Annotated in this window: 19 protein-coding genes and 1 riboswitch; of the genes, 5 read left to right on the top strand and 14 right to left on the bottom strand. The window is 64.5% G+C overall.

Annotation, left to right across the window (positions count from 1 at the left end; genetic code table 11):
* Window positions 1-49 precede the first annotated feature (49 nt).
* A complete protein-coding gene (locus tag HPY64_02300) occupies window positions 50-1,150 on the bottom strand; it encodes a DUF2961 domain-containing protein (GenBank protein ID NPV65959.1) in 1,101 nt (366 codons plus the stop codon).
* A gap of 207 nt (window positions 1,151-1,357) precedes the next feature.
* Between HPY64_02300 and HPY64_02295 the strand changes: the two genes are divergently transcribed.
* Together HPY64_02295 and HPY64_02290 are read left to right on the top strand one after the other, a co-directional pair.
* Complete coding sequence (locus HPY64_02295; GenBank protein NPV65958.1) at window positions 1,358-2,818, top strand: alpha-N-arabinofuranosidase; 1,461 nt, start codon at window positions 1,358-1,360, stop codon at window positions 2,816-2,818.
* A gap of 171 nt (window positions 2,819-2,989) precedes the next feature.
* Complete coding sequence (locus tag HPY64_02290) at window positions 2,990-3,394, top strand: YkgJ family cysteine cluster protein (protein ID NPV65957.1); 405 nt, start codon at window positions 2,990-2,992, stop codon at window positions 3,392-3,394.
* A gap of 95 nt (window positions 3,395-3,489) precedes the next feature.
* Here the strand turns inward: HPY64_02290 and iolG are convergent, their stop codons facing one another.
* From iolG to nagA, 8 genes are all read right to left on the bottom strand, one after another.
* Window positions 3,490-4,500: an inositol 2-dehydrogenase gene (gene iolG, locus HPY64_02285; protein NPV65956.1), complete on the bottom strand. Its 1,011-nt coding sequence runs from the start codon at window positions 4,498-4,500 to the stop codon at window positions 3,490-3,492.
* Window positions 4,501-4,563: 63 nt separating this feature from the next.
* Window positions 4,564-5,475 carry a TIM barrel protein gene (locus HPY64_02280; protein ID NPV65955.1) on the bottom strand — a complete coding sequence of 304 codons (912 nt, stop codon included), beginning with the start codon at window positions 5,473-5,475 and terminating at the stop codon, window positions 4,564-4,566.
* Window positions 5,476-5,504: 29 nt separating this feature from the next.
* Window positions 5,505-7,370, bottom strand: a complete 1,866-nt coding sequence (gene iolD, locus HPY64_02275) for a 3D-(3,5/4)-trihydroxycyclohexane-1,2-dione acylhydrolase (decyclizing) (protein ID NPV65954.1) — start codon at window positions 7,368-7,370, stop codon at window positions 5,505-5,507.
* Window positions 7,371-7,380: 10 nt separating this feature from the next.
* Complete coding sequence (gene iolB, locus HPY64_02270; protein ID NPV65953.1) at window positions 7,381-8,271, bottom strand: 5-deoxy-glucuronate isomerase; 891 nt, start codon at window positions 8,269-8,271, stop codon at window positions 7,381-7,383.
* Between the two features lie 15 nt (window positions 8,272-8,286).
* Window positions 8,287-9,270 carry a 5-dehydro-2-deoxygluconokinase gene (gene iolC, locus HPY64_02265; protein NPV65952.1) on the bottom strand — a complete coding sequence of 328 codons (984 nt, stop codon included), beginning with the start codon at window positions 9,268-9,270 and terminating at the stop codon, window positions 8,287-8,289.
* A 53-nt stretch (window positions 9,271-9,323) separates the two neighbouring features.
* Window positions 9,324-10,802, bottom strand: a complete 1,479-nt coding sequence (locus tag HPY64_02260) for a CoA-acylating methylmalonate-semialdehyde dehydrogenase (GenBank protein NPV65951.1) — start codon at window positions 10,800-10,802, stop codon at window positions 9,324-9,326.
* A gap of 101 nt (window positions 10,803-10,903) precedes the next feature.
* On the bottom strand, window positions 10,904-11,629 hold the full coding sequence (locus HPY64_02255; GenBank protein NPV65950.1) for a hypothetical protein: 726 nt from the start codon (window positions 11,627-11,629) through the stop codon (window positions 10,904-10,906).
* Window positions 11,630-11,645: 16 nt separating this feature from the next.
* On the bottom strand, window positions 11,646-12,785 hold the full coding sequence (gene nagA, locus HPY64_02250) for an N-acetylglucosamine-6-phosphate deacetylase (protein NPV65949.1): 1,140 nt from the start codon (window positions 12,783-12,785) through the stop codon (window positions 11,646-11,648).
* Window positions 12,786-13,089: 304 nt separating this feature from the next.
* Between nagA and HPY64_02245 the strand changes: the two genes are divergently transcribed.
* From HPY64_02245 to HPY64_02235, 3 genes are all read left to right on the top strand, one after another.
* Window positions 13,090-13,398: an antibiotic biosynthesis monooxygenase gene (locus tag HPY64_02245; protein ID NPV65948.1), complete on the top strand. Its 309-nt coding sequence runs from the start codon at window positions 13,090-13,092 to the stop codon at window positions 13,396-13,398.
* 4 nt (window positions 13,399-13,402) lie between these two features.
* Window positions 13,403-14,554, top strand: a complete 1,152-nt coding sequence (locus HPY64_02240) for an iron-containing alcohol dehydrogenase (GenBank protein ID NPV65947.1) — start codon at window positions 13,403-13,405, stop codon at window positions 14,552-14,554.
* A gap of 77 nt (window positions 14,555-14,631) precedes the next feature.
* Window positions 14,632-15,246, top strand: coding sequence for a hypothetical protein (locus HPY64_02235; protein NPV65946.1), 615 nt, complete (start codon window positions 14,632-14,634; stop codon window positions 15,244-15,246).
* A 53-nt stretch (window positions 15,247-15,299) separates the two neighbouring features.
* Here HPY64_02235 and HPY64_02230 read toward each other — a convergent pair whose 3' ends face one another.
* The 5 genes from HPY64_02230 to HPY64_02210 form a co-directional block, all read right to left on the bottom strand.
* The gene (locus tag HPY64_02230; protein NPV65945.1) at window positions 15,300-15,908 is read right to left on the bottom strand and encodes a hypothetical protein; all 609 of its coding nucleotides are present in this window, start codon (window positions 15,906-15,908) and stop codon (window positions 15,300-15,302) included.
* Window positions 15,905-16,390, bottom strand: coding sequence for a molybdopterin-dependent oxidoreductase (locus HPY64_02225; GenBank protein ID NPV65944.1), 486 nt, complete (start codon window positions 16,388-16,390; stop codon window positions 15,905-15,907). The genes HPY64_02230 and HPY64_02225 overlap by 4 nt, the downstream gene beginning before the upstream one ends.
* 38 nt (window positions 16,391-16,428) lie before the next feature.
* Window positions 16,429-17,040, bottom strand: coding sequence for a hypothetical protein (locus HPY64_02220; protein ID NPV65943.1), 612 nt, complete (start codon window positions 17,038-17,040; stop codon window positions 16,429-16,431).
* Complete coding sequence (locus HPY64_02215; protein NPV65942.1) at window positions 17,021-18,565, bottom strand: ATP-binding cassette domain-containing protein; 1,545 nt, start codon at window positions 18,563-18,565, stop codon at window positions 17,021-17,023. The genes HPY64_02220 and HPY64_02215 overlap by 20 nt, the downstream gene beginning before the upstream one ends.
* A 54-nt stretch (window positions 18,566-18,619) precedes the next feature.
* Window positions 18,620-18,811: riboswitch (molybdenum cofactor riboswitch) on the bottom strand.
* A gap of 40 nt (window positions 18,812-18,851) precedes the next feature.
* Window positions 18,852-19,706 (bottom strand): hypothetical protein, encoded by an 855-nt coding sequence (locus HPY64_02210; GenBank protein NPV65941.1) that lies wholly within the window; start codon window positions 19,704-19,706, stop codon window positions 18,852-18,854.
* Window positions 19,707-19,712 lie beyond the last annotated feature (6 nt).

The raw sequence follows: 19,712 nt of genomic DNA, 5'->3' as shown, positions 1-19,712 counted from the left end.
TTTCCTGGTCGCCCCGATCCGTGCCAGGTCTGCGTGAATCCGCGCGCTACTAGATCACTTCCAGGCCATTGATATCCGGCAGGGCCGGGAACGGGGTGTGCGGTTCCGTCTGGTACCAGAAGGCGGTGGAGGCGATATCGTCCTGGAGGGGCAGGAAGCGCCCTTTGCCCTCGCGTGGGGCGCGCCAGCCCAGCGCCTGGATGGTCACGCGCAAGTCCTGCTGGAAGCGGATGGGGTCCATGATGTGCCAGCGGTACATCCCGAAGCGCTGCTGGCTCTGCATGAAGCCATCGGGCCTGATCACCTGGTGAAAGCCCAGGAAAGGTGTTGAGTAGATGCCGTATTCGCCTTTGGGCTGCTCAAAGCCCCATGCCCCGCCGAAGTAGTCCTCCGTCCCGGTGCCGCAGATCGTCGGCCACTCGTCGTCGCCGTCCAGGTAGAACTTGATCTCGCCTTCACCCCACCAGCCATTGTTGTGCGTGCCCCACGCCAGGTAGGTGCCAACGTAATGCCCCTGGCCGCGCACGCCATCCAGCAGGGTATGCACCTGCATGTAGGGCAGCGGGTTGTTGCGGCGGAACTGGGCATGGAAGTACGCCCGGTCGGCGGGCACGTCGGTCAGTGTGTAATCGATCTGGAAGAAGAAGCCCTGCACCGGGTCCGGCGAGAGGTTCTCGACCGTGATCCGGGCGCTGGCGCGGAAGGGCATCTCCCAGTAGCTGTTGAAGCCACCAGCTGGATTGACAGCTACGGGCAGGGAGTTCACATTCGCGCGCACGCCCCAACCGTTGCAGAAGAAATCGCCGATCGGCACTTCTACCGACGGCGTCGGCTCGCCGTCCCAGTAGCAGCGCAGGATCAGGTGTCGCCAGGCGGTTGGTGTGACGGTCATCCAGATGTGCTGGATGGCGCCCGGCCCGGCGATCTCGGCCAGGGTGATAGTGCTACTCCCGGCCAGGTCCAGACAGGGCGAGATCTTCCAGCCCCGGCCCAGCTCACGGGCGGCGATCGCGCCGGTGCCTTCAGTGGCCATGCCGCCCGCGCCCCTGGCGCCGGTGGGATTCTCGGCGCTGATCGAGCGGGTCTGGGCGTTTGACAGGCGGGCCAGGTTGCCCAGGCTCATGCCCAGGCCGTTGAATTCCACAGTCATCTTAATCTCCCCTCCAGACCGCCCTCCGCCGGAGGACGGTCGCCGCAGTGACCTCACACCCGCCGATTGTAGCGCCTCCGGTCAGGGTTCGAACAGGCCCGGCTGATGATTTTCTGGCCGATCTGCAGCTCCCGATGTAGCATACCCGGCGTCACGCCGTATTGCCCGGCGCCATGACCTGGTTTTCCGTGTTGCAGGGGGAAGACGATGCGCAATCGAATCTATGTCAACTTGGAAAATACGCTGGCCACCATCGATCGCAACATTTTCGGCGGGTTTGCGGAGCATATGGCCCGTTGCATCTATGGCGGAATCTATGATCCGGAGTCGCCGCTGGCCGACAAGCGGGGCCTGCGCCCGGATGTGATCGCTGCCCTGCGCCGGCTGCGCATGCCGCTGGTGCGTTATCCCGGCGGCAACTTCGCTTCCGGCTACCACTGGCGGGATGGTGTCGGCCCGGTCGACAAGCGTCCGGCCCGCCTGGACCTGGCCTGGCACAATGTCGATAGCAATCACTTTGGCACGGACGAGTTCATCCGTTTCTGCCGTCTGGTAGGGACGGAGCCGTTCCTGGTGGTCAATTGCGGCGATGGCGACATGCGCGAAGCGCGGGACTGGGTGGAGTACTGCAACGGCACCGCCGATACAGCCATCACCCGCCTGCGCCGGGAGAACGGCTTCGACGCGCCGCATAACGTCCACTACTGGGGCATTGGCAACGAGGTGGATGGTCACTGGCAGATCGGCTACAAGACGCCGCAGGAATATGCCCGCGCCTTCACTGAATTCGGCAAGGTGATGAAGTGGGTCGACCCGCAGATCAAGCTGGTGGCCTCCGCCATCTCTCACTGGGAGGGGGATGTCCTGGAGCGCATCCGCCTGCTGATCGAGCAGGCGAGCGACCTGCTGGATTACGTGGACATTCACTGGTACTTCAACAACCGGGCGGATGACTTCGCCGCCTTCATGACCGTCTCAGAGACAATCGAGGAACGGCTGGCGGGCATCGAGGGCATGATCCGGGGTGTCAAACTCGACCGGCAGATTAACCGCGAGATCGCTATTGCCGTCAGCGAGTGGAACGTGGTCTACCGCACCGACCTGAGTGAAGGCATTGAGGAAATCTACAATCTGGAAGATGCGCTGGTGGCGGCTATGCACTTCAATGCCTTCATTCGCCATGCCCGCACCGTGCGCATGGCCAACATCGCCCAGATTGTCAACATGATCGCCCCCATCCGCACGCACAGAGAGGGCCTGGTGCTGCAGACGATCTTCTATCCGTTCGAGCTGTACAGCACGCACTGCGGCGACGCGGCGCTGGATGTGTTCTGGACGGGTGAGACCTTCAGCGGGGGCGGGCACACCGGCGTGCGGGTGCTGGATGTCGCCGGCACCTACCGCGAGGCCGGGCGCGAGATGGCCCTGTTCGTGGTCAATCGCAGCCGGGACGCGGCAGCGGAGACGGCGATCAAGCTGGTGGCGGGCAGCCTGGCCGGGACGGTTGACGTGTACACCATCAACGGCGCGGACATCAAGGCGGAAAATACGTTTGAGGCGCCCGACCGGGTGGGAGTCAGCCACACCACCCTTGCCGCCGCCGGGGATACGCTGGAGATGAGCTTCCCGCCCCATTCGGTGACGGTGCTGGTCGCACAGGTGCAGTAGGTGGGGGAAAAATCGGTGTGCTGCCTGAGAAGCTTCGTGCAGCTTACACGTTCTCAGGATGGGCAGCCTTCTTATAATGGCAGGTATCTTGCAGTTGTGACGGAAGCATCAGCCATTACCGGCTGGCGTTCGTGACGGAGGATCCGCCGTTGCTGTTCTATGCCCGACAAGGTGATGCTAACCAATCCCTGCCTGACCTGTGGGGCATGCTGTGCCCATTTTCGCGTTTCGTTCTACTGGGCGGAGGCTGACGATGCGCCGGGCGGCACCGTCCCGCTGGCGCTCACTGAAGACCTTGGCCCGCTGCGCCGCTGCATGAAGGGAACCAGCGGCCGCCAGCCGCGCTGCGCCGCCCTGACCGGCCAGATCGGCAGGGCGGTAACCTGCGCGATCTACGAGCAGCGGCCATCGCCCTGCCGTGAGTTTGCTGTTGAGTGGGCTGACGGGGTGTTGCACTACGAGGAAGCCGATCTGGCGCGTTGTACCCGCGCCAGGGCGGCCTGGGGATTGCCGCCGCTGTTTGAAACGGAGACAATGCACACTCCGGACTGGCAGGGTGTGGCTTCTGCCGCCTGAAGCAGTTCGCCCCTTTTTCAAGATCGACACCGGCAGAGGGCCTGGCATGCTCTGCCGGTGTCTTTCTGCTATCGCCTGGCGGCAAATGCCGGAGGTCAGCCGATCTCGCTCAGCCGGACGGGGCGATTCTCCTCGTAGGAGAGCCGCGCCGCGCGGGCGATGGCAATCGGTACGCGCCCATCGCGCCCGGTGACGACCGGCGGGCGGTCGTTGACTACCGTGTCAATGAAGGCCTGAATCTCCCGCACGTAGCTTTCTGTATAGCGCTCCATGAAGAAGTTAAGCGGCAGATCGCGGCAGATGGCTTCCGCAGTGCTGAAGGTGACCTGATTGGGGAACAGGTTGCCGGTGGTGATCCCGCCCTTGCTGCCCAGTACATCGACGCGCTGATCGTAACCGTACACGGCGCGGCGGCTGTTGTCGATGGTGGCGATGGCGCCATTGGCGAAGGTGAGCACGATCACCGCGGTGTCTACGTCGCCTGCCGCACCGATGGCCGGGTCGACGCGCACCGCGGCGCGGGTGTAGACTTCTTCAACCTCGCTGCCCACCAGGAAGCGGGCCATGTCGAAGTCGTGGATCGTCATGTCGACGAACATACCGCCGGAGACGCGGACGTAGGCGATGGGCGGCGGAGCTGGATCGCGGCTGATGATGTGCAGCAGGTGCACGTCGCCGATTGCGCCGCTGGCGATGGCCTCCCGCACGCGGGCGAAGGTCGGGTCAAAGCGGCGGTTGAAGCCCACGAAGAACTTGACGCCCGCTTTTTCCACCGCCGCCAGGGCGCTATCTACCACCGCCAGGTCGAGGTCGATCGGCTTTTCGGTGAAGATATGTTTGCCGGCGGCGGCAGCATCGATGATGATCCGGGCGTGGGTATCGGTGGAAGAGCAAACGAGCACGGCGTCGATCTCTGGCCGGGCCAGGACCTCGCGGTAGTCGGTCGTAGCGACAGGGATATTCAGCCGGGCGGCCAGTCCCTGGGCCGCCTCGCTGGCAACATCCGCCACCGCCAGCACCCGCGCCTCCGGGATGCGGTAGGCGATGTTTTCCGCGTGGACTTTGCCGATGCGTCCGGCGCCGATGACGCCAATATTGATGGTCATACGTACCTCGTTCCAGAAATCGGGCGGGCCGCGCCCCGCTGCACGGCCCGGAAACGCAAAGGGTTACAGGCCGATGCTGCGCAGGTAATCGCGGTTACGCTGGGCGCTGGCCCGGGGCGATCCCAGCGAGGGCAGGACATCCTGCTCAACGACGATCCAGCCACTGTAGCCGTGCGCCTTCAGATCAGCCAGCACTGCCGGGAAGTCTACCGCGCCTTTGCCCAGCTCACAGAAGATGCCATGCCGCACGGCCTCGAAGTAGTCCCAGCCTTCCGCCCGTCCCTGCGCGGCCACCTGCGGGTCGAAGTCCTTGAAGTGCACGTGCCAGATGCGGTCGCGGTAGTGGCGCAACATCGCCAGCGGATCGCCGCCGCCGAACATGGCGTGGCCGGTATCCAGCACCAGCCCGACCAGTTGCGGATCGGTCATAGTCATCAGCCGGTCGATCTCGGAAGGGGTTTCGATGTAGCCGGCGCAGTGGTGATGGAAGACGGTGCGCAGGCCGGTCACCCGCTGGACGGCCGCCGCGATGCGCTCCACGCCATCGGCGAAGGTCTCCCATTCCGGTTCGGTCAGGCCGTGAATGGGGGAAATCCGCCCGGCGTTCTTGGTGCGGACGGGGACGGTCCCGTTGGCGTCGGCCAGGACGATGAAGCACTCTTCCCCTGCTGCCTCGCGCAGCAGGCGGGCAGTGCGCACGGCTACCCCTTCGCCAGTGGCGTGAGTAGTCCGATCCTTGAGCGCCACAGGCACAAATGCCGCCATCAGGGTCAGGCCGCGCCGGTCCAGTTCGGCCCGCAGGGCGGCGGGGTCAGTGGGCATAAAGCCCCAGTCGCCCAGTTCGGTGCCAACGTAGCCGGTGGCGGCAATTTCGTCCAGGACCTGCGCGTAGCCTGCCGCCTGGCCTTCCAGGCCAAATTCCAGCACACCCCAGGAACAGGGCGCGTTAGCAACGCGAATGTTTGGTTCGCTCATGCCTCTCCTCTTCTCCTTGTTGCGGGTTATCACAGGTAGTGGCGCTGCTGACGCTTGCGCACCTCATATTCGTGGCGGGCGGCCTGTACGTCGGGATTTTCCGAGACTTCCGCCACGGCCACATCCCACCAGGATTCGTAGCTGCCCACACGCTGGCGGCGGTCGGTTTCCACAACGATGCATACCGGGCGGTCAGTGATCTGCTGAGCCTGGCGCACAGCGTCGGCCAGGGTGTCCCGGCTGTTGGCGCGGAACACGCGCGCACCCAGGCTTTCCGCGTTGGCGGCGTAATCGATCGGCAGCACCTCGCCGTCCAGATGACCGGAGGCGGTGCGGTAACGGTACTTGGTGCCGAAGCCGTCGCTGCCCACGCTCTTGGAAAGCCCACCAATGCTGGCGAAGCCGTGATTATCCAGCAGTACGATCTTGACGGCGATGCCTTCCTGCACGGCAGTGACGATTTCAGTGGGCATCATCAGGTAGGAGCCGTCGCCGACCATCACCCAGACATCGCGCTCCGGCGCGGCCATCTTGACCCCGATCCCGCCCGGAATCTCGTAGCCCATGCAGGAATAGCCGTATTCCAGGTGGTAGCCTTTGGGGTCGCGGGTGCGCCAGAGCTTGTGCAGGTCGCCGGGCAGGCTGCCCGCCGCGCAAAGCACCACGTCCTGCGGGCGGGTGAGCCTGTTGAGCACACCGATCACCTCCCCCTGGCTGAGCAGCGGGCCGTGCTCCAGGTTGTAGATGCGCTCGACTTCGGCGTCCCAGGCAGTATTGTAGTCGGCGCAGCGTCCCCGGTAGGCCGGATCGACCGCCCAGCCTTCCAGCAGACCGAGCAGTTCTTCCAGCGTTGCGCGGGCGTCGCCGACCAGGGGGATGGCGCTGTGCTTCCCGGCGTCAAACTCGGCCACGTTGATGTTGATAAAGCGCAGGTCCGGGTTCTGGAACTGGGTCTTGGAGGCGGTGGTGAAATCGGTGTAGCGCGTGCCAATGCCGATGATCAGGTCAGCCTCGCGGGCGATCAGGTTCGCACCACGGGTGCCAGTCGCGCCGATCGCGCCCAGGCAGGATGGATGGTTGTAGGGCAGGGCGCCCTTGCCAGCCTGTGTTTCCCCGACGGGGATGCCGGTTGCTTCTACAAAGCGGCGCAGCATGGCCGTCGCATCACTGTAGTGGACTCCGCCTCCGGCGATGATCAGCGGCTGGCGGCTGGCGCGGATCCATTCAGCGGCCTGCTGCAGCAGAGCGGCGTCGGGACGATTGCGCGGGATGTGCCAGACCCGCCGCCGGAAGAATACTTCCGGGTAATCATAGGCCATCGTCTGCACATCCTGCGGCAGGGCCAGCGTCACCGCGCCAGTATCCGCCGGGGAGGTCAGCACACGCATGGCCTCCGGCAGGGCGGTCAGGAGTTGCTCCGGGCGGGTCAGGCGGTCCCAGTAGCGGGAGACCGGCTTGAAGCAGTCGTTAACCGAGATGTCCTGCGAATGCTCCCATTCGAGCTGCTGGAGCACGGGAGCCTGCAGACGCCCGGCGAAGATGTCGCCGGGCAGCAGCAGCACCGGGATGCGGTTGACGGTGGCGGTCGCCGCGCCGGTGATCATGTTGGTCGCGCCGGGGCCAATGGACGACGTGCAGGCGAAGGTCTGCAGGCGGTTTTTCATCTTGGCGTAGGCCACGGCCAGGTGAACCATCGCCTGTTCGTTGCGGGTCTGGTAGTAGCGGAAGGTAGCCGCGTATTGCTGCAGGGCCTGGCCAATCCCGGCTACGTTGCCGTGGCCGAAGATTCCCCATGCTCCGGCGAAAAACGGGTTTTCCACCCCGTCGCGCTCGACGAACTGATTCTGCAGGAACGCAATGAGCGCCTGCGCCATGGTCAATCGTCTGGTGGTCATCTCCCCCCCCTTACAGCTGCACCGGCTCCATGTCGTGATCCACCACTGGCAGGCGCGGATCGATCGCCGTCCAGGTGCTTTTGATCCAGGCATAGGCCGGATCGTCAGTGGCGGCCAGCGACTGGGCCGACCCGGCCAGGAAGTTAAGGTAGTACGTGGTATAGCCGTGGGCGCTGACGACCGGATGGTAGCCTTCCGGGACGAGCACGCAATCGTGCTGCCGGGCCAGCATCAGCGCGTCGATGGAGCGATCGTCGTTATAGACGCGCTGGTAGGCGTAGCCTTCAGGCCGGTCGATCTTGTAGAAGTAGATTTCCTCCAGGTCAGCCTCCAACAGGTTCCCATGCCCATCCTCGCGGTGGACGTCATGCTTGTGCGGCGGATAGCTGGACCAGTTACCGCCCGGCGTGTAGACCTCGCAGGCCACGATGCGGTGACAGTCAAAACCCGGCGGGATGATGCTGTTGATCTGGCGGGAGGCATTGCCGCCGCCGCGCAGTTCGATCGTGCTGTCAACAGGCGTGACCAGCCGGGCGGGATGATCCTGGTCGGTGGGCACCCAGCAGCTGGCCACCTCGAAGCCGTCAGTCAGTGCCTCGATCTCAAAGTCGGTGCGGCGGGGCAGGTAGAGGGCATAAGGCATGCCGCTGAAGACGTTCGGGCGGCGGCCAATCTTGAGAAAATCGCCCCGGCTGGTGCGGATGTGGCACACACCGCCCAGGATGACATGGGCGTATTCGTGCTCACCGGTGGTGGCGGCCCAGCGCTCGCCGTGATTCAGGCGGCGAGCGGCCATGTTCAGGTAGTGCCAGCCGGCGCGTTCCGGCGTGACTTCGGCAAAGATACCTGTGCTGCCGTTGTCTGTGGCGCGGATGAGGAGCGTTTCAGCTGTGTAGTTCATGATTTGCTGTCCTTTTCACTCCAGACCGCCATAGGGCCGGACGAACGCTTCGACCTCGGCCATAGTGGGCATGAAGTTGGCGCAGCCGTGCTTGGTGACGACGATCGCGCCGCAGGCGTTGCCCAGCCGGGCGGCGCGGTACCAGCTCCAGCCCTTGACATAGCCGTACAGAAAACCGGCGGCGAAGGCATCGCCGGCCCCCAGAATGTTGTAGACCTCGACCGGGAAGCCCGGCACATCGATGACTTCGCCGCTGGCCAGGTGAAGGCGGACGCCGTGCGCCCCGCGCTTCTGGATCAGGGCCTGCGGGCCGCGACTGAGCAGCGTGGCGATGGCATGCTCGACATCGCCAGCTACCCGCGTGTCCGAAAGCGACTGGGTTGGCCTGACCTGGGTGGGGTCGCTCAGCATCGCCGCATTGATCTCATCCTCAGTACCAATGGCAGTATCCACCAGCGGCAGCAGGGCGCGGATCATCACGCCGAAGGCGCGTACATCATGCCACTGGTCGGGGCGGAAGTCGATGTCCAGAACGACTTTTGCGCCGTGCTCGCGGGCCAGCTCCGCGGCAAAAAAGGTGGCGCTGCGGGCAGGTTCCTTGGTCAGGTTAGTCCCGGCGATCTGCACGACCCTGGCCTGCCCGATTGGGGCGGCCAGTACATCGTCGATTGTGATCTCGGTGTCGGCGCAGTTGTCGCGGTAAAAGACCAGCGGAAAGCGATCCGGCGGCTGGATGCCAAGCAACACGGCGGCGCTGCGCCGACCGGGCTTACGCACGATGTAGCGGGTATCGATGCCTTCTTTGTTCAGGAAATGGAGGATGAAGTCGCCGACCAGGTCCTGGCCCAGGCCGGTCAGCAGGGCGGTCTTCAACCCCAGGCGGTTGGCCCCCACACTGATGTTGGTGGGGGAGCCACCGACATAGGCCGCGAAGCTGGTGATCTGCTCGAACGGCACGCCGATGTCGTTGGAGTACAGGTCAATCCCGCTGCGGCCAATGCTCAGGAGATCGTAGGCTTTGTCCAAGGCGTTTTCCCTTATGTGCACATGGATTAGAAGCGGCGGCTCCAGTCCCGCGGCCAGCGCTCGATCACGACCTTAGTTTGCGTGTAGAATTCGACGCCGTGCCAGGCCTGGCCGTGCAGGTCCCCAAAGAAGCTTTCCCCCCAGCCGCTGAAGGGGAAGAAGGCCATCGGTGCGGCCACGCCGATGTTGATGCCGATATTGCCGGCGTTGGCCTCGTAACGGAACCGGCGGGCGCTGGCGCCATCGCTGGTGAAGATACAGGCCATATTGCCATAGCGGCGGTTGTTGACCAGCTCGATGGCTTCGTCCAGCGTCTGGACATGCATCAGGCTCAGGACGGGGCCGAAGATCTCGGTATGAGCGATCTCGCTATCCGGCGGTACGTCATCCAGAACCGTAGGGAAGATGAAATAGCCGTCCTCATAGCCGTTGACTCGCTTACCCCGCCCATCCACGAGCACGCTGGCGCCTTCCTGAGCGCCTTTTGCAATCAGGCCCTCAATGCGTTCTTTGCTCTGCGCGGTGATGACCGGCCCCATCTCCACACCCGGATCCAGCCCGTAGCCGACCACGCGGGTGGCAGCAGCTTCGGCGATGGCTTCGGTGAAGGTGTTCCTGGCTCCGCCAACGGTGATGGCCACGGACGCCGCCAGGCAACGCTGCCCGGCGCAGCCAAAGGCTGAATCAGCCATGATGCGCGTGGTGGTGACCATGTCGGCATCCGGCATAATCACGACCGGGTTCTTGGCCCCACCCTGGCACTGGGCACGCTTACCATTTTCCGCGGCCCGGCGGTAGATGTAACGGGCGACCGGCGTGGAGCCGACGAAGCTGATCGCCCGGATTGCCGGGTGATCCAGGATGGCGTCGACGGTTTCTTTGCTGCCATTGACCAGCTGCAGCACGCCCGGCGGGAAGCCCGCCTGAGCGATCAGTTCAAACAGGCGCTGGCTGGCCATCGGGACGCGCTCGCTGGGCTTGAGGATGAAGCAGTTGCCGGTAGCGACGGCGTAAGGCAGGAACCACAGCGGGATCATGGCCGGGAAGTTGAAGGGGGTGATGGCCGCCACAACGCCCAGCGGCTGCCGAATCATGTGCTCGTCGATGCCGCGGGCGATGTCCTCGTTGTTGTAGCCCTGCATCAGGCTGGGGATGCCACAGGCAACCTCGATGTTCTCGATGCCACGCCGGATTTCGCCCACGCTCTCGGCGTAGGTCTTGCCGCATTCGTTGGTCACGATGCGGGCCAGCTCGTCGAGGTGCTCTTCTAGCAAGAATTTGAGCTTGAAAAGGAACTGAATCCGGTCTGGGGCAGGGGTACGCCGCCACTCCTGAAAGGCCTTCAGGGCAGCCTGGGCCGCCGCATCAACTTCGACAGCCGGTGATAGCGGGACATGAGTGAGCGTCTGAGCGGTGGCCGGGTTGGTGACGGGTAGCACGGTAGACGAACCGGAGTTGTGCCACTGGCCGTTGATGTAATTACGCAGGACAGGTTGTTGAGACATAGCAGTTTCTCACTGGTGAGCAGGGTAAAAGGTGAACCATTGAGAGGCGTTGGAGCGGGTTGGGTGTATTGTCCGCACTTTACCCGACTGACGAATCCGCGTCAAGCCGCGCCCGACGGATCGGGCGGCCAGCGCACGCTTTCCACGAACACCGCCCGGCATGGCGTCGAACAGACTCCGGCAATGTTCAGCGGAAAGGCGATCAGCGTCCCTTCCAGGGTATCGGCCTGATCCAGGTTGACCAGCGGCGCCAGCAAGAGCATCCCCCGCTTGTAAAGGGGAGCGAGCAGGCTGCCCACCTCATCCTGGATGTCCGCGTCAACCCGATCAGCCCACCGGCATTCCATCACCGGTGTGTCCAACCCCAGGATACTGAAAGGTTGTTCTAAGAACCAGGCGAGGGTGGAGCGGGCAAAGGCCGGCGCCTGAGTCACGTATTCCGGCTGGTTCCAGCGCCGCCCCCAGCCGGTGTCGATCAGCAGCGCCTCGCCCTCCCGGATGCCCGGATCGCAGCGGCGCAGGTCGTCTACGCGGATGAGCGTGTAGGGTTTGGCGGGGGGCAGGCGCAGGATACGCGCCGGACGGATGAAAGCTTCCACGCTGATCTGATCGATGGTTGGGCCGCCTGCGATGAGATGGGCGGAAGTCTCCAGGTAGCTGCCGGTCAGGGTGGAAAGCTGCAGGGCGTGCGCATCGAAGCCGTGCGCGGCAATGGAAGCTACCGGTTTGATCTCCACAGGCGGCAGGACAGCCCCGCCCAGGTCAAGCTGGTTGTAATCCCACATCCCGCTGGTGATCTTCCCTGAAAGATCGATCAGGCGTGCCATTGGTCTCTACCTTTCCTCACTCTGGCGTCGCTTCCGCGCGCCGGTACACGATTTCACCCCCGACGATGGTCAGCGTGATCTGCCCCTGTTCATCCATGACTGTCAGATCGGCGTCAAAGCCGGGGGCGATCTGGCCCTTGCGGAGCAAACCCAGGACGCGGGCGGGCGTTGTGCTGGCCATCGCTGCCGCTTCTGCCAGCGAGCAGCCGGTGATCGCCCGCATGTTGCGGATGGCCGCATCCATGCTCAACACGGCTCCGGCCAGGGTGACGCCGTCGGCCAACCGGGCGCTGACGCCGTCCGTGGTGACGCGCTGCGTGCCGAGCTGGTAGGTCCCCGGCGCCATGCCCAGGGCGGCGATGGTATCCGTCACCAGCGTGATCCCGTTGACGCCCTTCAGCCTGTAGGCCAGCCGCACCATTTCCGGGTGGGCGTGGATGCCATCCACGATCAGGCCGACGGGTACCTGGCTGGCCAGCAGCGCACCGACCAACCCCGGCTCGCGGTGGTGGATGCCGCGCATAGCATTGAAGAGGTGCGTGCCGTAGTTGATCCCGGCGGCGAAGCCGGCCATCGCCTGCTCGTAGGTGGCATCGGAGTGTCCGGCAGAGGCCACGACACCGTTCCGCCGCAACTCAGCCACCAGTTCCAGCGCACCCGGCAATTCCGGGGCCAGTGTCATCAGGCGGACAAAACCGTTGAGCATCCGGCGCAGTTCGTCCACATTCGGCTGACGCAACAATTCCGGGCGGTTGGTGGCCTTGCGGGCTTCGTTCAGGAAAGGGCCTTCCAGGTGCAGGCCGAGCACCTTTGCGCCGCGTGCTTTCTGACTGGCGGCGGTGATGCGCTCCAGCCAGGCGGGGTACTGATCCAGCGGGGCGGCGACGATTGTCGGCAGGAAACCGGTCACGCCGGTAGCGGGCAGCCGCGCCGCTACTTCGATCACGGACTCTGGCTCGCCCATGAAATCGTGGCCGTAGGCGCCGTTGATCTGGAGGTCGATGAAGCCGGGCAGGAGGATACCATCGATGGTGAGGGCCGGTGTGGCCTGCGGTGGGCCGGGGTGAATGGCCGCGATCTGACCGCCTTCGAGGATCACTTCACCTTCGGTGAGGACTCCGTTAGCTGCCAGCAATGGCCCGTACAGCCTCAGCATGGTGCTCCTCCTCCGGGAATAGCCGAGCGGGATCGGAATCGTTAGCCTCCGATCCGGACACGATTATAGGCCATCAATTGCCGCGTTCCCAACTGTACCGGGTATTCATGCCTTGTGTAGCGACGCCTGCTCCCCTACAATACCGGTGGATCGGTTAACCGGAAGCTAATGGCATTTCCCGGCGGCCGGTCGGGCTGGCAGCAGAGGCCGCTTGAGAGAAGTTGTGGCCCGCTCTGACTACGGTGGTTGCGCCTGATTCGCCGACCTGCGCCGCAGGCCGGCAGTGACCAGGAGAGGAAACCCAATGCACATCGTTCACGTGAATATCCACGTCAAGCCAGATGCGATCGAGGACTTCAAAGCCGTGGCCGTCGAGAACGCCAGGCACAGTATCCAGGAGCCGGGTATTGTCCGGTTCGATGTCATCCAGCAGAAGGATGACCCCACCCGCTTTGTACTGGTAGAGGTCTACCGTACCGAGGAAGATGTTGCCCGGCATCGGGAAACTGCCCACTACCTGAAGTGGCGGGAGGCTGTGCCGGACCTGCTGGCCGAGCCGCGTTATAGCGTCGTATACCACAACGTCCATCCTGACGACGCGGGCTGGGAATAGGCTGATGCGCTTCGAATTCGCCACCGCCACGCGTATCCTCTTTGGGCCGGGAACCCTCCGGGAGGCGGCCCCGCTGGCCGCCGAACTGGGTCAGCGACCGCTGGTGGTGATCGGCCTCGCCGTCGAGCACGCCGAACCCCTGCTGGATGACCTGGCGGCGCATAGTCTGGCGGCGACACTGTTCCGGGTTGAAGGGGAGCCGACGACGATCCTGGTGCAGCAGGGTTGCGCTGCTGCCCGCGCCAACGACTGCGATCTGGTGATTGGCTTTGGTGGGGGTAGCGCCCTGGACACAGCCAAAGCCATCGCCGCCCTGCTGACCAACGACGGCGATGTGCTCGATTACCTGGAGGTGATCGGGGGCGGGCGTCCGTTGACTCGCCCTGCTGCACCATGCATCGCCATCCCGACCACAGCGGGCACCGGCGCGGAGGTCACCCGTAACGCGGTGTTGCTCTCCCCGGAGCATCGGGTCAAGGTCAGCCTGCGCAGCCCGCTGATGCTGCCGCGGCTGGCCATCGTTGACCCGGAACTGACCTACAGCCTGCCTCCGGAGGTCACCGCCAGCACCGGTCTGGACGCGCTGACCCAGCTAGTAGAACCATTCGTTTCTCACCGGGCCAACCCGCTGACGGATGCGCTGTGCCGGGAAGGGCTGGGGCGCGCCGCCCGTTCGCTGCGCCGGGCAGTTCAGGCGCCTGATCCCGCCGCCCGCGAGGACATGGCGCTGGCCAGCCTGTTCGGCGGGCTGGCTCTGGCCAACGCCGCGCTGGGGGCCGTACATGGTTTCGCTGGCGTGCTGGGCGGCATGTTTGACGCGCCGCACGGGGCCATCTGTGCCCGCTTGCTCCCCTTCGTGATGGAGGCCAATGTCCGCGCCCTGCAGACTCGCGATCCGGGCAACCCGGCTCTGCGGCGCTATGACGAGGCCGCTCACCTGCTGACCGGCTGGTTGACCGCTACCGCCGCTGATGGCGTGGCCTGGGTGCATGACCTGTGCCGCGACCTGGATGTCCCGCCGCTATCTGACTATGGGCTGACCGAGGCCGACTTCCCGGCGGTGGTGGAAGGCGCCAACCGCGCCAGTTCGATGAAGGGCAATCCGATCGCGCTGACGACGGAGGAACTGACGGCCATCCTGGCGCAGGCATTGTAGCGTCGGGGGGACGTTCTCTGGGCTGCCGCACGGGCATGTTCCTGGCGCATTCCCGACAGATGAGTGAGGATGGCGTCGTGCACCCTGATCGTGACTGGCTGGACGGGTTATTTCGCCCACCGGCGGCCATCACCCTGCTCAGCGGGCCATCCGGCAGCGGCAAGACGCTGCTGTGCCTGCGGGCCGTTGCGGCTGCTCGCGCCGCCGGCCTGATCGTGCGCGGTGTGCTGACACCGGGACATTACGCGGCGGATGGCGCACGCGTCGGCATTGATCTGCTTGATCCAGCAACGGGTCAGCGCTGGCCGCTGGCCGTCCGCCATGAGCAAGATGCGGGCGCTTCTCTCGATGCGGGCGCATCTTCTGATGCGGGCGCATCTCTCGATGCGGGCGCTTCTCTCGAGGCGCCGGGATCAGTGATAACCATTCACTGGCGGTTTGCGCCGGATGTGCTGGCCCGCGGGGCGGCGCTGCTGGTGGCCAGCGGAGCGTGTGACCTGCTGGTGATCGACGAGATCGGGCCGCTGGAGCTACAGCGCAATCAGGGCTGGGTCGTTGCGCTGGATGTGTTACGGGCGGCGGCCTACCGGCGGGCGCTGGTGGTGATCCGGCCCGGCCTGCTGGAGGCTTTGCTGGCGCGGCTGGCCCCGCTGCCGGCGCATGTGATCGTGTTGCCGGGGCCGCAGCACTGAAAAGAAGCGCAACACCGGCGGGATTAAGCGATCCCGCCGGTGCGTACAGCCGCTCAGTTGTCGTAGGGAAAGGCGCGCGCTTGCGCCGCCATCAGCACGTCCTCAGCGTAGCGTAGCGCCCCGCTGATCACCGTCACGATCAACAGTTGTAACCCGCGCCAGCGCTGCCGCCGGAAGCCACCGCGCAACCGGAAGGCGGCATAGGCCGTGACGAAGCGCCGCTGCAACGTGGGCAGGGCATGGAAGCCCACACCGATGGCAAAACCGATGTCCCGTATCCCTGCTCGTTCCAGCATCCGGGCCATTTGCATCACGGATACTCGCTGGCTTAGAACGCTGACACCCAGGAAGATGGTTGTGGCCCGGCAGGCCATCTGCAGTCCCAGAATCAGGCCGGAGCGCGAGTAGGGGATGCCCAGCAGGTGGCTGTCCGGCTGCCCGACCCACAGGGCGCCGGGCAGAATCAGCATGAGGATCAGCAACAGCCAGCGCCAACTCAGGATCGGGCGCAGCGCCGCCGGGGCCAAGCGCAGGGTCAGGCCGAGCGCGGCCAGCAGGCTGGCCAGTGCCCACCAGCCGCTGCCAGTGACCGCCACGATCATCGCGGTGGTCATGGCCAGCACAGTTGGGCCGGGACGAAGGCGTGGGGTAGCAGTGGTCATCCCTGTACGTTTACCTCGATTCGATTGACCATCCGTGGCTGCATCGTGCCTCCCTCGTTCGGAATGACCATGCGCAGCGGCGCTTCGTCGTCGTTGAGGCTGCTGCCACCCTTGCGGGCGTAGGCCAGCACGGCATCTTCCCGGCTGAACAGCTCTGGCGGGTAGGTGCTGCTGAAGCCGTCGGTTGCGACCACCTGCACGGTGGCGATGGCCTCCAGGCTAAAGCCGGCCTCGGTTAGCAGATCGCCCAGCCGTACGCCGACAAACTGGCCGTCCGCTGATTCGACCTCGGTCACCGGCAGGGCCTGAAGCTGTTCCAGCGTGAAGGTACGTTCGGTTTCGCCGCCGGTGATGGTCAGGATGACGCCGGGCACGGAGGCTTCCTGCGGCGGGGTGGGTGAGGCTTGCCCGGCAGGACCGCAGGCGGCAAGCAGCAGCGCCGCAAAGAGGATCAAAGCTACTGGCAGATGTCTGGTATGCATACAAGATGCTCCTTGTCGTCGAAAAAAAACAGTCCGGTTCAGGCGGACGCAGCAGGATCGTTCAGCGAGGCAGCCTGGCGGCGGCGGATTTGCTGTCCGACCTGCCAGCCCAGCCAACCGGCCAGCAAGCCGCCGACCACGTGAATGCCCAGCAGGATCGCCACAACGGCCCAGGCCAGGTCCGGGCTAAGACCCAGCGTCCGCGCCCCGTTCTCAATCGTGCTTGTCCAGATGGTCAGGATGCCCTGCCCGGCCAGGATGCCCCAGGTCAGAAAGGGGTGGAAGAAGTTCCAGGAGATGGCTACCGCTCCTGCCAGCAGAAACGCCCTTCGGCTGACTGTTCTATGCAGGCTAAGCACTACTTCGGCCAGCAATGCTTCGATCAGGATGGCGAGCATCGGATTGATCACAAACTGGCCCAGGCTGAACATCTTAAGCACGGCGGTGACGATACCCATCGCCAGCGTCGCCCCGCGCCGGGGCACGAACAGGCGACCAATCAGCAGAATCATCACGCCAATCCCACCCAGAATGATGCCCTTGAACGGGATGTTGGCCAGGTGAATCACCGATCCCAGCGTTGTCTCAACAACCCCCCACAGGGCGCCGAACGTGCCGATCAGGACCAGTTCACGCAGGCTGAAACGCATGTGCAATCTCTCCTTCTTTCTGGTGGATGGGCCGCCCGTCTGCCACGATGCGGCCTTCCTGCAGCAACACCAGGCGGTGGGCGTAACGGTGTACGAGCTTGTAGTCGTGGGTGATCATCAGGACGGCTGTTCCCTGCGCGTTGAGGTCAGTGACGAAGGCCATCAGTTGCTCCAGGTGTCGCCAGTCCTGACCGAGCGTAGGTTCGTCCAGGATCAGCAGGGCGGGTTGCAGGGCCAGTACCGCGGCCAGCGCCAGGCGTTGCTGTTGCCCGGCGGACAGGGCGTGGACGGGCCGCCGCCGCAGCGCGGTCAGGTCGCAGCGTTCCAGCGTGCGGGCGTGGATATCCGGCACGAAGCAGCCAAAGTTGTGCGGGCCGAAGGCGACCTCTTCGTCCACCGTGTCGCAAAAGAGCTGGTCCAGCGGATTCTGGAAGAGCAGCCCGACATCCAGCCCCATCCGCACCCGCTGGTGGCCATTGAAGATGACCCGCCCACGCCGGGGGGACTTGAGGCCCGCGGCAACCAGCGCCAGGGTGCTCTTGCCCGCGCCGTTATCCCCGGCCAGGGCGACAAACTCACCCGGCCAGAGGATGAGGTTTACATCCTTCAGGACGGTGTGCTGGCGGTAACCGGCCTCGATCCCTTCCAGGATCAGCAGCGGCTGGCTGCCGGGGGGATGAACACCGTCAGGCTCCAGCAGGGTTCGCCAGTCAGCTACCGGCTGAGGGGCCGGGCGGCGCATCCCCAGCCGCCGCAACAGGGCCGTATCTTGCAGGATGTCTGCTGCCGGACCGTCAGCGGCGAGGCGCCCTTCATCCAGCAGCACAACCCGCGTCGCCAGGTGAGCTACCTCGCCCAGCCGATGCTCGATCAACAGGATGGTTGTGCCTTCCTGCTCGTGCAGATGCCTGAGCAATCGAACGACCTGCCGGGTAGCCTGGACATCCAGGCTGGAAGTCGGCTCATCCAGGATGAGGACGCGCGACCCCATGGTCAGGACGGCGCCAATGGCAACGCGCTGGATTTCCCCGCCGGAGAGGGTGTCCAGCCGGCGCGGCAGCAGTGGAGTCAGATCGAGGGCATCGGCGGCCCAGGACACCCGGGCGTGGATAGCCTGCTCATCCAGCCCCAGGTTACGCGGGCCGCAGGCCAGTTCTTCGGCCACGGTCAGGTTGAAGAGCTGGGCACGCGGGTTCTGGAAGACGATGCCGATTTGCTGGGCGACCTGTGCAGGCGGCAGACGCAAGGCATCGCCGCCGCAAATCCCAATTGCCCCGGTGACGGATACGCCTTCCTGGCTACGCAACAGGCCAGTCAGAGCGCGGGCGAGCGTGCTCTTGCCGCTGCCGGAAGGGCCGCTGATCAGCACGAATTCACCGGTCTCAACGCGCAGGCTGATTTCCTTCAGCACCGGCAGACCACGCAGCGTTACATTCAGGTTATCGACGTGAATTGCGCCGGGTCTGACAGCGCCATTGATCCGGGCGGTGATGGGTGGTGAAGAGATGGCAGGTAAGGTGTTCATAAAAAATGCCAGCCGGAGAACCTGCCAGCTGGCAGACTCACTGTCCTGGTAGACAGCGAGTGGTCATTTCTCCTTTCCAAACTCGGGAGGCATGGGCGTTTCCACCCATACCCTCCTGTCCGGAATCCGGACAGTCCTTGCAGGTCGGTCTGCCGCCATAGCGCGGGTGGGGCGCGCCTTAGGGGCCGCAACACGCGTGAATCACGCTGTTGCAAACCATCGACAGACTCGGAGAGTGTATTCAGTTATTAAAGTCATACCATCCGGCCAGTAACCGGGACGCCTGTCAGGGCGAGGTTGCTCCTGTGGTGCTGCCCAGCGTATGCAATTTGCCGTGACAGTTGACACAGACGGCCAGTGGCACAGTCATCATATGGCCCGCATTTGCCAGGTAAAGTCCCCAGGAATCCATCGCCGTAAGCATGTGACAGTCGGTGCAGCCAGCAACAGGCTCATCGCCGCCCATGTGCACGTTGTCAGTCGAGATCGGCGCCGGATGGCAATCTGTGCAGCCACTGTCAACGTGCATGTGGGCGCTGACGGTAGGCACCGGTTGCATGTGGCAGCTCCCACACAGAGCGGTCAGGTCAGGGTTAACCAGTCCGCCGGTATGGGCGTCATGACAGGCCATGCAGCTCACCTCGCGCGGACCATTATGCGCGCTTGCCTGCCATTCGCCAAAGGTCCGGGCGTGATCGCCGCCGTGACATCCAGCGCAGGACAGTGAAGATTCCGGGATGCTCATCTCGACATGCTCGCGGACAGTCGGGTCATACGTTTCCCCGATCGGCCTATGGCAGGCGGTGCAGGTCACACCCTGGTAGAGGATATCATCCTCTTCGCTCTGGCGGGTGGCATGACAGGCCAGACACTTCGACGCCCGGCGCTGCCGCTCCCAGATCGTCTGAAACCGTTCACCACGGAACGCCTCCACGTTATGGGCGGACTCGGCCCAGTGCGCATACGCGTTTTCATGGCAGCGGCCACAGTAACGGGGAGAACGCGGGCGCGTCCCCTGCTGAGCCAGTAATCCATCGGTGGGCAACAGCAGAATGACCAGCACTGCCAGCAGCGCCAGCCTGTTCCACAAACCATGCCAGCCCGGCGACGCGCACCGGTGGCCCGACACTAAGACGGTCAAAGGGTC

It is taken from the genome of Anaerolineae bacterium (assembly GCA_013178165.1).
Lineage (GTDB): Bacteria > Chloroflexota > Anaerolineae > Aggregatilineales > Ch27 > Ch27.
Note: the sequence above shows the minus strand (reverse complement) of the source record. Positions and strands in the feature narration are given on the sequence as shown.